Annotated in this window: 14 protein-coding genes and 1 pseudogene; 10 read left to right on the top strand and 5 right to left on the bottom strand. The window is 70.6% G+C overall.

The window, feature by feature from the left end; translation table 11 throughout:
- Positions 1-404: 404 nt before the first annotated feature.
- A complete protein-coding gene (locus G412_RS39790) occupies positions 405-551 on the bottom strand; it encodes a hypothetical protein (RefSeq protein ID WP_157839151.1) in 147 nt (48 codons plus the stop codon).
- Between G412_RS39790 and G412_RS41095 the strand changes: the two are divergent.
- Positions 481-1,196: pseudogene (locus tag G412_RS41095) on the top strand (hypothetical protein). The gene G412_RS39790 and the pseudogene G412_RS41095 sit on opposite strands and share 71 nt — an antisense overlap.
- Before the next feature lie 26 nt (positions 1,197-1,222).
- Here the strand turns inward: G412_RS41095 and G412_RS0123045 are convergent.
- On the bottom strand, positions 1,223-2,560 hold the full coding sequence (locus tag G412_RS0123045; protein WP_028814151.1) for a D-arabinono-1,4-lactone oxidase: 1,338 nt from the start codon (positions 2,558-2,560) through the stop codon (positions 1,223-1,225).
- Positions 2,511-3,767, bottom strand: coding sequence for an MFS transporter (locus G412_RS0123040; RefSeq protein ID WP_028814150.1), 1,257 nt, complete (start codon positions 3,765-3,767; stop codon positions 2,511-2,513). The genes G412_RS0123045 and G412_RS0123040 overlap by 50 nt, the downstream gene beginning before the upstream one ends.
- 109 nt (positions 3,768-3,876) lie before the next feature.
- Here G412_RS0123040 and G412_RS0123035 point away from each other — a divergent pair, with 109 nt between their 5' ends.
- A complete protein-coding gene (locus G412_RS0123035; protein ID WP_028814149.1) occupies positions 3,877-5,007 on the top strand; it encodes a ferrochelatase in 1,131 nt (376 codons plus the stop codon).
- Between the two features lie 21 nt (positions 5,008-5,028).
- Complete coding sequence (locus G412_RS0123030; RefSeq protein WP_028814148.1) at positions 5,029-5,829, top strand: inositol monophosphatase family protein; 801 nt, start codon at positions 5,029-5,031, stop codon at positions 5,827-5,829.
- Positions 5,830-5,921: 92 nt separating this feature from the next.
- On the opposite strand, the gene G412_RS40280 is transcribed toward G412_RS0123030, so the two are convergent.
- Positions 5,922-6,095, bottom strand: a complete 174-nt coding sequence (locus G412_RS40280) for a hypothetical protein (protein ID WP_167546483.1) — start codon at positions 6,093-6,095, stop codon at positions 5,922-5,924.
- Between the two features lie 301 nt (positions 6,096-6,396).
- Between G412_RS40280 and G412_RS0123020 the strand changes: the two genes are divergently transcribed.
- From G412_RS0123020 to G412_RS35620, 4 genes are all read left to right on the top strand, one after another.
- Positions 6,397-7,050 (top strand): response regulator transcription factor, encoded by a 654-nt coding sequence (locus G412_RS0123020; protein WP_028814147.1) that lies wholly within the window; start codon positions 6,397-6,399, stop codon positions 7,048-7,050.
- A 6-nt stretch (positions 7,051-7,056) separates the two neighbouring features.
- Entirely contained in the window at positions 7,057-8,298 is a 1,242-nt protein-coding gene (locus G412_RS0123015) for a sensor histidine kinase (protein ID WP_028814146.1), read from the top strand.
- A gap of 393 nt (positions 8,299-8,691) precedes the next feature.
- Positions 8,692-8,988: a DUF4193 domain-containing protein gene (locus tag G412_RS0123010; protein WP_028814145.1), complete on the top strand. Its 297-nt coding sequence runs from the start codon at positions 8,692-8,694 to the stop codon at positions 8,986-8,988.
- An 11-nt stretch (positions 8,989-8,999) separates the two neighbouring features.
- A complete protein-coding gene (locus G412_RS35620; protein ID WP_037649621.1) occupies positions 9,000-9,872 on the top strand; it encodes a hypothetical protein in 873 nt (290 codons plus the stop codon).
- Here the strand turns inward: G412_RS35620 and G412_RS0123000 are convergent.
- Positions 9,869-10,327, bottom strand: coding sequence for a DUF3093 domain-containing protein (locus tag G412_RS0123000; protein WP_028814144.1), 459 nt, complete (start codon positions 10,325-10,327; stop codon positions 9,869-9,871). The genes G412_RS35620 and G412_RS0123000 overlap by 4 nt on opposite strands.
- Before the next feature lie 124 nt (positions 10,328-10,451).
- Between G412_RS0123000 and G412_RS0122995 the strand changes: the two genes are divergently transcribed.
- From G412_RS0122995 to G412_RS0122985, 3 genes are read left to right on the top strand one after another with little or no spacing between them, the layout of a single operon-like run.
- Positions 10,452-10,994, top strand: a complete 543-nt coding sequence (locus G412_RS0122995) for a PaaI family thioesterase (protein WP_051338561.1) — start codon at positions 10,452-10,454, stop codon at positions 10,992-10,994.
- Positions 10,991-11,506 carry a dUTP diphosphatase gene (gene dut, locus G412_RS0122990; RefSeq protein WP_028814142.1) on the top strand — a complete coding sequence of 172 codons (516 nt, stop codon included), beginning with the start codon at positions 10,991-10,993 and terminating at the stop codon, positions 11,504-11,506. The genes G412_RS0122995 and dut overlap by 4 nt, the downstream gene beginning before the upstream one ends.
- Position 11,507: 1 nt before the next feature.
- A complete protein-coding gene (locus tag G412_RS0122985) occupies positions 11,508-12,281 on the top strand; it encodes a DUF3710 domain-containing protein (RefSeq protein ID WP_028814141.1) in 774 nt (257 codons plus the stop codon).
- Positions 12,282-12,484 lie beyond the last annotated feature (203 nt).

The following is a 12,484-nucleotide window of genomic DNA, read 5'->3' as shown; positions in this document are numbered from 1 at the left end:
TGTCGGGCATCAGCCCAGGATCGCCGTTATGGCACGGTTACCGTTTCGCCACTCATAGTGACCGCCACGTCACTTTGAGCGGCGGGCGCCCGTGGTGAAGCCCGGACCCAGGGCTCGCCACAGTACTCCATTCGGGCCATGGGGGTGGACCGGCGCGCCACCGAAGTTCTCGTGGGGTACGGGAGTTGAGTCCGCCGGATCGCTGCCGCAACCACTCTCACGTGGCCTGTTTCACAGAATCAGCGGAAGCGGAACTATCCACTTCGCCCAAATGTCCCTTCATGTTGCGGGGTGGAACAGATGGGCCAGATGGGTGAGATGGGTAGGCAGAGGCCGAGCATGGACGGGAAGCGGGAAACCGACAGGGCGGAACCGAAGAGCGCGCGACTCGATCTGAGCGTGGCTCAGGTGGCGGGCAGCGCGGTGGCCGCGGTCGTGGCGGCGGTGCTGGCGTCCAAGCTCGGCGTGTACGGGACGATCATCGGCGCGGGAGTGGTCAGCGTCGTCGCGACCAGCGGCGGCACGGTCTTCCAGCATCTGTTCCGGCGCACCGGGGAGCAGATCCGTGAGGTCACGGTGCACGCGAAGCCGAAGGCGGCGTCCCGTCAGGTGACGGAGAGTCGGGTGCCGCGTACCGTCACGGTGCCGGCGGACCTGTCGAACGGGGAGTTCGGCGAGGCCACCACTCACGGCACGCGGGTGCGGGGCTGGAAGCGCTCCGCCATCGCGGCCGTCGTCGTCTTCGTCGTGGCCATGGGAGGCTCACGGCGTACGAGCTGCTCTCGGGCGGCGACCTCAGTGGCGGCAGGGGCAGTACGGTCGGCAACGTCTTCCGCGGCAGCGGCAGCGGAAGCGGAAGCGACCAGCACCGGGAGAAGACCCCGCCGGCGCGGACACCGCCGCCCGCGGAACCCTCTGACGGCGGCTCAGCGACGCCGGGCGGTACCGGGACCGCCGGCGAGGACTCCGCTACCCCCGGCACGGGCACCGGAGATACCGACGCCTCGCCCGGCCCCGGCAGGACGCCACCCACGACGGACGGCGGCTCAACCGGCGAGACGACCCCGCCGGCCCCCACCCCGACGCCGTCCGGCAGTACCAGCAGCGACACCGGCACCGGCACCGGTGAGGCCCCCGCGACGGGCGACGCCGACGCGGCGGACAGCGGCGCGCGGGGCGAAACCCCTGCGCCGTAGGCCGTGACGGGTTGCCCAACGGCCGCCTACTCGCCGAGGACCCGTCGCAGATAGTCGTTGGCGAAGAGGCGCTGCGGGTCCAGCCGGTCGCGCAGCGCCGTGAACTCGGCGAAGCGCGGGTACACCCCGGCCAGATACTCCGCGTCGCGCGTGTGCACCTTGCCCCAGTGCGGCCGGCCGCCGTGCGCGATCATGATCCGCTCCACCGCGGTGAAGTACGCCTGGTACGGCGTCCCCCGGTACAGGTGCACCGCGATGTACGCCGTGTCCCTGCCGGACGCCGTGGAGAGCGTGATGTCGTCCGCCGGAGCCGTGCGTACCTCCACCGGGAAGCTGACGCGCAACGGCGAGCGCTCGATCAGTGCCTTCACCTCACGCAGCGCCGTCACCGCCGCCTCGCGCGGAACGGCGTACTCCATCTCCATGAAGCGCACCCGGCGCGGGCTTGTGAAGACCTTGTAGGGGATGTCCGTGTACGTACGAGCGGAGAGCGCGCGGCTGGACACCTTGGCGATCGCGGGGACTGCCGCGGGGAAGGCCCGGCCCACCGAACAGGCCACCTGGAAGACACCGTTGGACAGGAGCTCGTCCTCGACCCAGGCGCTGACCCGGCCGGGCGGGGCGGCGGGGCCCGCGCTGCGGTTGTTGCGCTTGGTGTTGCAGTTGCCGGTGTGCGGGAACCAGTAGAACTCGAAGTGCTCGTTCTCGGCGTGCAGTGCGTCGAAGCCGGCTGTGACCCGGTCGAAGCTCATCGGCTCTTCGCGGGCCGTCAGCAGGAAAAGGGGCTCCACAGCGAAGGTGATCGCCGTGACGACGCCCAGCGCGCCGATCCCGACCCTGGCGGCCGCGAAGACGGCTCGCTCCTCGGCGGTCCCCTTGTCGGAGCAGGTGAGCAGCGACCCGTCGGCCAGTACCAGCTCCATCGCGAGGATCTGCGCGGCCGTCGCCGCCGAGTCGCGGCCCGTGCCGTGCGTTCCGGTGCTGGTCGCGCCGGCCACCGTCTGCTCCATGATGTCGCCCATGTTCGTGAGCGACAGGCCTTCCCTAGCGAGGGCCACGTTCAGGCGCTTGAGCGGAGTGCCGGCCTCCACGGTCACGGTCCCGGCCGCGCGGTCGATCTGGCGGATGCCGGTCAGGAGGTCGGGGCGTATCAGCACACCGTCGGTCACGGCGGCCGCCGTGAAGGAGTGGCCCGTGCCGGCCGGCTTCACCTTCAGGCCGTCCGCGGCTGCCTCGCGCACGGCCTCGGCGAGCTCCTCGGCCGAGGCGGGCATGACTTCCCGCACCGGACGGGCGGTGACGTTGCCCGCCCAGTTACGCCACGTGTTCGCTGTCCTGGACGCCGTTCTCGATGTGCCGGCCATCTGTTCCGTGTCCTCCCCGCGTCGGTGCCGGCGTGCGGAGCCGGCGGAACCCCAGGAACGCCACGACGGCCGCGAGAACTCCCGCCGCGACGGGCACCGCGTACCCCGCGTCCGCCCCCGCCGCGTCGACCACCCAGCCTGCGGCCGAGGAACCGAGAGCGACGCCGACGGCGAGCCCGGTCCCTGTCCAGGTCATGCCCTCGGTCAGTTTGGTGCGCGGTACGTGCTGCTCGATGAGAGCCATTGTGGTCACCATCGTGGGTGCGATGGAAAGGCCCGCGACAAAGAGCGCCACGGCCAGCAACGGCAGGTTCCCGGCCAGTAGGAGGGGGATCATACTCACGGCCATCGCGCAGACGCCCACCAGCCACCTGGTGGATGCCCGCCCCTTGAGATGCAGCAGCCCGAAGACGGCTCCCGCCAGGCAGGAACCGAGCGCGTACACGGCGAGAACGAGGCTGGCAGCGGCCTTGTGGCCCTGTTCCTCCGCGAACGCCACCGTCACCACGTCGATCGCCCCGAAGATCGCGCCGACGGCGACGAACGTGGCCACCAGCACCTGGAGGCCGGGGGAGCTCAGCGCGGAGCCGCGGGTGTGCTCGTGACGCGGGTGCGGGATGGGCTCGGTGGCGCGCTGGGCGGTCAGCCAGAAGACGCCGATGGTCAGGAAGACGGCGGCGAGCAGCGGACCGGCTTCGGGGAACCACGCGGTCGAGAGCCCGATGGAGATGATCGGGCCGAAGATGAAGCACACCTCGTCGGCGATCGACTCCCAGGAGTACGCCGTGTGCAGCTCGCGCGGGGAGCCCCGGTAGATCTCCGCCCAGCGGGCCCTGACCATCGAGCCGACACTCGGTACGCAGCCGGCGCCCGCCGCGAACACGAAGAGCGTCCAGTCGGGCGCGCCCTGCTGGGCACAGATCAGCAGCCCCGCGATCGCCGCGACCGCGACCAGGGTGGCGGGGCGCAGGACCCGGCTCTGCCCGTACCGGTCGACGTACCGCGATATCTGGGGGCCCATCACGGCGGCCGCCATGGCGAGGGTCGCCGAGAGGGCGCCCGCCAGCCCGTACCGGCCGGTGAGCTCGGAGATCATGGTGACGATGCCGATTCCCATCATGGAAATCGGTATCCGGCCGAAGAAACCGGCGACGGAGAACGCCTTGGTGCCTGGGGCGGCGAAAATCGCGCGGTAGGGACTGGGCAAGAGGGCGCTCCGGTAAGGCGTATAGGTGGAACTTGCATCTTACGGCCGCCGGGCGGCGTGCCGCACTGCGGTTTCTCCGCCGCCGCGCGCGAGTGGCAGGATCGTTCCCATGCCCGATCAGCGCGATCCAGCCCCGTACGACGCCTTGCTGCTTCTCTCCTTCGGCGGTCCCGAAGGCCCGGACGACGTGGTTCCTTTCCTGGAGAACGTCACCCGTGGCCGCGGCATCCCCAAGGAGCGGCTCAAGGAGGTGGGGCAGCACTACTTCCTCTTCGGCGGAGTCAGCCCGATCAACGAGCAGAACCGCTCGCTCCTCGACGCCCTGCGCAAGGACTTCGCCGAGCACGGTCTGGACGGCCTGCCGGTCTACTGGGGCAACCGCAACTGGGCGCCGTACCTCGTCGACACCCTGCGCGAGATGGCCGCGGACGGCCGCCGCCGTATCGCCGTGCTCACCACGAGCGCGTACGCCTCGTACTCCGGCTGCCGCCAGTACCGCGAGAACCTCGCCGAGGCGCTGGCCACGCTGGAGGCCGAGGGGATCGAGCCGCCGCGCGTCGACAAGCTGCGGCACTACTTCAACCATCCGGGCTTCGTACGTCCCATGGTCGACGGGGTCGTCACGTCCCTGGCGGAGCTGGACGAGAGCGTACGGGCGGGGGCGCACCTCGCCTTCACGACGCATTCCATCCCCACGGCGGCGGCGGACACGTCGGGGCCGGTGGAGGCGCACGGTGACGGTGGCGCGTACGTCGCCGAGCACCTGGACGTCGCCCACGTGATCGCCGAGGCCGTGCGCGAGGAGACCGGCGTCGCGCATCCCTGGCAGCTCGTCTACCAGTCGCGCAGCGGCGCGCCGCACATTCCGTGGCTGGAGCCGGACATCTGCGACCACCTGGAGGAGCGGCACGCCGCGGGTGTGCCGGCGGTCGTGATGGTGCCGATCGGCTTCGTCTCGGACCACATGGAGGTGCTGTACGACCTCGACACCGAGGCCACCGCCAAGGCCGCCGAACTCGGTCTGCCGGTGCGGCGGTCCGCGACCGTCGGCGCCGACCCGCGCTTCGCCGCCGCCGTACGCGATCTGCTGCTGGAGCGGGCGGCCGCCGAGCGGGGGCTCGTGGTGGAGCGGTGCGCGCTGGGGGCGCTGGGCGCGAGCCACGACCTCTGCCCGGTCGGGTGCTGCCCGGCCAGGGCTCCGAAGCCCGCAGCCGCGGGCGCCGACAGTCCGTACCCGTAACCCTTACGCACAAGGAGAGCCGTGACCGATCCCCTCACCTCCGAGCTGCTCGAACTCGCCCTGGAGGCCGCACGGCGGGCCGGTGCGCTGCTGCGGGACGGGCGGCCGGCCGATCTCGGCGTGGCCGCCACCAAGTCGAGCCCCATCGACGTCGTCACCGAGATGGACATCGCCGCCGAGAAGCTGATCACCGGCTTCCTCGCCGAACACCGGCCCGATGACGGGGTCCTGGGGGAGGAGGGCGCGAGCAGCGAGGGCACGAGCGGGGTGCGGTGGGTGATCGCCCCGCTCGACGGCACGGTCAATTACCTGTACGGGCTGCCCACTTGGGCGGTGTCCATCGCGGCCGAGCTGCGTGGCGAGACGGTGGTGGGGGTCGTTGAGGCGCCGATGCGTGGTGAGACGTACCAGGCGGTGCGCGGCGGCGGCGCGTACGCCAACGGCACGGCGCTGCGGGTACGGCCCGCGCCGCCGCTCGACCAGGCGCTGGTCTCCACCGGCTTCAACTACGTCGCCACGGTCCGCAGCCACCAGGCGGACGTCGTACAGCGGCTGATCCCGAGGCTGCGGGACATCCGCAGGAGCGGGTCGGCGGCGATCGATCTGTGCGATGTGGGGGCGGGGCGGCTGGACGGGTACTACGAGCGGGGACTCAGCCCCTGGGACCTGGCGGCCGGTGACCTGATCGCGCGGGAGGCGGGGGCCGTGACGGGTGGCCGACCTGGTGAGCGGCCGTCGGGTGAGCTGACGATCGCCGCGCCGGCGGGGGTGTTCGAGCCGCTGCAGGCACTGCTGGAGGAGTTCGGCGCCTGGCACGACTAGGGCCTGTCCGGCGGATCAGGGGTCGCGAAGGCCCCGGCGCCTTCCCCGGCGCCGGGGCCCTGTCGCACTCCGTACGGTCGAGGACCGGCAGGTCACACGCTCGCGGCGGTTACCTTTACGCCGTGCTCCGCGGCGAGGCGGTGCAGGTCCTCCAGCTCCGCCTGCTCCACCTCCGCCAGGAAGTCGTCGCCCGTCTCTCGAGCCATCGTGAGGTCCGATTCCGTGGCCTTTATGCGCTGCAGCAGGCCTGCGGTGAAAGCGTCCATGGGTTGCGCCCCCTCGTCATGGGTCGGCGGCACGGGGGTGTGCCGGGGGTGGGTGGGTCGATCACGTGGCGTGCCGAATACAGGGCGTGATCGCGGGGTGTTCAGTCGTCCTCCCCACAGCCCGCCTCAGGAAAACCTCAACTCGCCCAGGAATCATGGAAATCCCCACTCATGGCCCTCGGCCGTCGCCTTCCGCCCGTATCGCCTTACCGCCGGTTTATGGCCGAAAGGGGCAGGATGGCTGCACACAGCCCATCGGATACACCTGCTCGCCAGGGCAGTCAGCGGAAGGAATTACGACGTGCGCGTACTCGTCGTCGAGGACGAGCAGCTGCTCGCCGATGCGGTGGCCACCGGACTGCGCCGGGAGGCCATGGCCGTCGACGTCGTGTACGACGGAGCGGCCGCCCTGGAACGTATCGGGGTGAACGACTACGACGTCGTCGTGCTCGACCGTGACCTCCCGCTGGTCCACGGTGACGACGTCTGCCGCAAGATCGTCGAGCTGGGCATGCCCACCCGTGTCCTGATGCTCACCGCTTCCGGTGACGTCAGCGACCGCGTGGAGGGCCTGGAGATCGGCGCCGACGACTATCTGCCCAAGCCCTTCGCCTTCAGCGAGCTGACCGCGCGGGTACGGGCCCTTGGGCGCCGTACGACCGTCGCGCTGCCGCCGGTCCTGGAGCGCTCCGGCATCAAGCTCGACCCGAACCGCCGTGAGGTCTTCCGCGACGGCCAGGAGATCCAGCTCGCGCCGAAGGAGTTCGCGGTGCTGGAGGTGCTGATGCGCAGCGAAGGTGCCGTCGTGTCGGCCGAGCAGCTCCTCGAAAAGGCGTGGGACGAGAACACCGATCCGTTCACCAATGTCGTGCGGGTCACCGTCATGACGCTGCGCCGCAAGCTCGGTGAGCCGCCGGTCATCGTCACCGTGCCCGGTTCCGGCTACCGGATCTGACGCGCGATGGCTTCCACCCCGGCGCCCCCCGGCGCGCCGCCGAAACCGACCTGGGACCCGAGGGAGCAGGAACCCTCGTTCCCGTGGCTGCGCCCGACCATCCGGATACGGCTCACCCTGCTGTACGGCGGGATGTTCCTGATCGCGGGCATTCTGCTGCTCTCGATCATCTACCTGCTCGCGGCCCAGGCCCTCGCGGTCGGCAGCGACCTGCCCTTCAAGATCGTGAGCGGCCGGGTCGAGAGCACCGTGTGCGACCTGCGGGACCTGCCCAGCAACCCCTCGCCCGAGCAGTTCAACGCGGCGATGAACGCCTGCGTCAACCACCAGCGGCAGCAGGCGCTCGACGAGCTGCTCAGCCGCTCCCTGCTCGCCCTGCTCGGGCTCAGTGTCATCGCTTTCGCCTTCGGTTACGCGATGGCCGGGCGCGTCCTGTCGCCGCTCGGCAGGATCACGCGCACGGCCCGCCGGGTGGCCGGCACGGACCTGACCCGGCGGATCGAGCTGGACGGGCCCGACGACGAGCTGAAGGAGCTCGCGGACACCTTCGACGAGATGCTCGACCGTCTGGAGCGGGCCTTCACCGCCCAGCAGAGGTTCGTGGGTAACGCGTCGCACGAACTGCGCACGCCGCTCGCGATCAACCGGACGCTGCTGGAGGTCCACCTGTCGGACCCCGGCGCGCCCCCCGAGCTCCAGCAGCTCGGCAAGACCCTGCTGGCCACCAACGAGCGCAGCGAGCAACTGGTGGAGGGCCTGCTGCTGCTCGCCAGCAGCGAGAACCAGATCGTCGAGCGCAAGCCGGTGGACCTGGCCGAGGTCGCCTCGCGCGCCATCGACCAGGCGCACGGTGAGGCGGCGGCGAAGGGTGTGGAGATCCGCGGTGAGCGGGCGCCCGCCGTCGTGCAGGGCAATGGCGTTCTGCTGGAGCGGATCGCCCTTAACCTGGTGCAGAACGCCGTGCGCTACAACGTCCCCGAGGACGGCTGGGTCGAGGTCACCACCGAGGTTCAGCACGGCCAGGCACTCCTGGTGGTCTCGAACACGGGTCCAGTGGTTCCCGCGTACGAGATCGACAACCTCTTCGAGCCGTTCCGGCGCCTGCGTACCGAGCGCACCGGCAGCGACAAGGGCGTCGGTCTCGGGCTCTCGATCGCGCGCAGCGTCGCGAGGGCCCACGGAGGCCGTATCATCGCGGAGCCCCGCGAGGGCGGCGGCCTCGTGATGCATGTCACTCTCCCGGTCTGAGACGTTTCACGCAGCCACGCGGCTGTTCGCTTTAAGCGGAATTTTCTGGACCCGGCAGGGGTCGGCCTGTGTGTGATCGATCACAGGCTCGAATTTCCGGCCACCCACTCTGCGTGATCACGGACTTCCCCGGAAAACCGGGAAAAGTCCGGGTTTCCTAGGGGTGAGATAACGGGAAGTACACGAGGTGGCGCTCGTGAAGTGCGACATTCGGACCGTGTACGGTCCCGATCGCCATCCAAACCGATCAACCCTGAGGGGCTCGGTTGGGTGTCGATTGAGTAACAGACCTTGATGTGAGGCAAAATCTCCGCCTCAGGTCGGGCACAAGTCCGGCCTCTCACGCGTTACGTGCGCTGAGACACCGCAACTACCCAGAGGGGGAGAGCGACAGTGGCAACGGATTACGACACCCCACGCAAGACCGATGACGACGTCGATTCCGACAGTCTTGAAGAGCTCAAGGCACGTCGTAGCGACAAGACGGCATCGGCCGTTGACGTGGACGAATTCGAGGCGGCGGAAGGGCTTGAACTGCCCGGCGCCGACCTGTCCAACGAAGAGCTCGCCGTTCGCGTCCTGCCCAAGCAGGCCGACGAGTTCACCTGCATGAGCTGCTTCCTGGTGCACCACCGCAGCCAGCTGGCCAGGGAGAAGAACGGTCAGCCGATCTGCCGCGACTGCGACTAGGCAGGCCGGCCATGGCAGGCGCGACACCGTCCAGGAAGAAGCGCTTCCGGCGCAAGGATTCCCCGGAGGCGCCGCAAGGCGTGAGCGCGGCCGTCGGCGCACGTGACGACGAGCGAGGCCTGCCGGCCTCGCTCGAAACGGCGGAAGGGCCCACTGCGCGGGCCCGGCGCCTGGCGGCTGTCAGGCAGGGCGTACGGAAGGGTGGCCAGGGCGCGAAGGCCGGTATCGGCTATCTCGCCGACCGGGTCATCGAGCTGGCGCCGCGCGTTCCCGTGCGTGACCTGCCGACCCTGCGCAAGCAGTTCCCGGGCCTCGGCCCGGAGCAGATCGCGGACAAGCTGGTGGCGGGTGCGGCCAACGGCACCTCCACCGTGGGGGCGGGCATCGGCGCGGCGGCCATGCTGCCCGTACCCCCCGCGATGCCGGCCGAGCTGGCCGCCGAGATCACCGGCGTCGCCGCGATCGAGCTGAAGCTCATCGCGGAGCTGCACGAGGTCTACGGCATGCGGCCGCCCGGCGGGCTGACCCAGCGCAGCACCGCCTACCTCACCTCCTGGACCCAGGAGCGGGGGATCGACGTGACCAAACCGGCCACGTACAACACGGCGCTCGGCACGCAGCTCAAGCGCCAGCTCCGGCAGCAGATCATGAAACGCATGGTCCGTAATCTGCCGAACCTCATGCCGTTCATGGTCGGCGCCGCCGTCGGCGCCGTGATGAACCGCCGCGACACCAGAAAGCTCGCCGAGCGGGTCCGCAAGGACCTGCGCAGCACCCAGATCCCCTGGGACGCGCTGCCCGAGCTGCCGCCCCTCGACGAGCCCGAAAAGCCGGCACAGCCCCCGACCGGGCCGGGGTCGGGTGGCAAGGAGCTGGGCGGCTAGGCCGCCCGTACGGCCGCGAGAGCCGCGGCCAGGCCCTCGGGATCGCGCGTCGAGAGGTAGAGGTACGGCGTCGGGTCGGCCGGGTCGGTGACTTCCACCCGCAGCGCTCCCGGAATGTAGCTGCGCAGCAGCATGTGGGCGCGCGTATCGGCCTTGTACGTCCGCCAGGCGCGGGCCTGCTCCGCGTCCAGCACCTCGGTCTCGCCCAGCGCGGACACCGGGATACGGGCGTCACCGGCGATCAGCGCGTCCCCGACCACCCGGATCCGCTGCGAGCCGTATGCACTCACGCCCGCCGCGGCGAGCGCTCCGGCCGCGACCAGACCGCCCAGCATCGGCAGGAGACCCAGGGGCAGCAGCATCAGCCCGCCCGCGATGCCGATGAGCCCGGCGATGATCCACCAGGAGCGGGGTGCGGTGAGACTTTCTGCGTACTGCGGGGCGGAAGGCTGCATGAAACCAAGCTTGGCACGGTGCGACCTGCGCGTAACCGCGCGGGTAAGGTCTGCGCCTGTGAGTACTGAGAACTTCCGGGAGACGGCCCCCGGGTCTGCGGCCCTGAAGCCCCCGGCCGACGCCATAGCCCCGGTCAGGCACCCCGACGCACCGCCGCCCGGAGAGCTGCTCGGCGCGCACTACGACCACTGCTTCGGCTGCGGTGACGGCCAGCCCCACGGGCTGCACCTCCAGGCCCGCGCGGGTGAAGGCGTGCGCGTCTCGGCCGAGTTCACGGTCAGGCCCGCCCACCAGGGTGCCCCCGGCCTCGCGCACGGCGGCGTACTGGCGACGGCGCTGGACGAGACGCTCGGCTCGCTGAACTGGCTGCTGCGGGTGATCGCGGTGACCGGCCGGCTGGAGACCGATTTCGTACGTCCCGTGCCGGTGGACACCGTGCTGCACTTCGACGCCGAGGTGACCGCGGTGCACGGCCGGAAGATCTACTCCACGGCGACCGGACGGATCGGGGGCCCCGACGGGCCCGTCGCCGTCCGCGCCGACGCCCTCTTCATCGAAGTCAAGGTCGACCACTTCATCGAGAACGGACGCCCGGAGGAGATCCGGGCGGCGATGGCCGACCCCGATCAGGTCAGGCGCACCCGCGCCTTCGAGGTGAACCCGTGAGCCGTGACCCTGTAGACGTGCTGATCCGCCGGGTCGACCCCGACGTACCGCTGCCTTCGTACGGGCATCCGGGCGACGCGGGAGCCGACCTGGTGACCACGCAGGCCGCCGAACTGGCGCCGGGCGAGCGTGCGGTGCTGCCCACCGGGGTGTCTGTCGCGCTGCCCGACGGGTACGCGGCCTTCGTGCACCCGCGATCCGGTCTCGCCGCCCGCTGTGGAGTCGCCCTCGTGAATGCCCCGGGGACGGTGGATGCCGGGTACCGTGGGGAAATCAAGGTGATCGTGGTCAATCTCGACCCGCGCGAAAGCGTGCGGTTCGAGCGCTTCGACCGGATTGCCCAACTGGTCGTCCAGCAGGTCGAGAAGGTGCGCTTCCACGAGGTCGCGGAGCTTCCCGGCTCGGCGCGGGCCGAGGGGGGCTTCGGTTCCACCGGCGGTCATGCCGCCGTGGACGGCCGGGCGGGTGGGAATCGATACGCATCGGTCGTATCCGACCGGGAAGGACAGTGACGTGTTCGGACGTCGCAAGAAGAGCGAAACCGCCGCGGATGTGGTGGCGGGCGAGGCCGAGCAGGTCGTCGACGACGTCGAGCCTGACGAGGCCGCGGACGGCGACGGGTCGCCGCGCAGGGTGAACCTGCCGCCGGCACCCCGACCGGACGGTCCGTGGGACGTGTCCGAGGTCAGGGAGCCCGGTGAGGGCCGGGTCGACCTGGGCGGACTGTTCGTGCCCGGAGTCGAGGGCATGGAACTGCGCGTCGAGGTCGCGGGCGACGCGATCGTCGCGGCGACGGTCGTACTGCGCGACAGCGCCGTCCAGCTCCAGGCCTTCGCGGCGCCCAAGAAGGAAGGCATCTGGGGCGAGGTCCGCGAGGAGATCGCGTCGGGCATCACCCAGCAGGGCGGCGTCATCGACGAGATCGAGGGCCCGCTCGGCTGGGAGCTGCGGGCCCAGGTGCCCGTACAGCTCCCGGACGGCACGGGTGGCGTGCAGATGGTGCGCTTCGTCGGCGTCGACGGGCCGCGCTGGTTCCTGCGCGGAGTGATCTCCGGTCAGGGCGCGGTGCAGCCGGAGGCCGCGGGTGTGCTGGAGCACGTCTTCAAGGACACCGTGGTCGTACGGGGCGAGGGGCCGATGGCGCCGCGTGACCCGATCGTCCTCAAGCTGCCGGACGACGCGCAGATGGTGCCCGAGGGCGTCCAGCAGGAGGAGCAGGAAGGCTCGCGCTTCTCCGGCGGGATGGGACAGCTCCAGCGTGGCCCGGAGATCACCGAAGTGCGCTGACGCGCTGACCCGAAACTGACGTGGCCGGTGGGCCGTACTCCCCGAGCGGGAGTACGGCCCACCGGCTTTTTGCTGGTCAGGGGCCAGTGGGCGGGCCCGTACGAAACTCGTCAAGACGGCGGCCGTCGCCGTAAGGGAGGCGTCAACGGACGGCCGGTCGCTGCTGGACCCTCGTCCTGTCGGCGGTGAACGTCCTCGCACTC

Origin of the sequence: Streptomyces flavidovirens DSM 40150, assembly GCF_000429085.1 — a bacterium.
GTDB classification, from domain to species: domain Bacteria; phylum Actinomycetota; class Actinomycetes; order Streptomycetales; family Streptomycetaceae; genus Streptomyces; species Streptomyces flavidovirens.
This window is presented reverse-complemented; position numbering and strand designations above follow the sequence as displayed.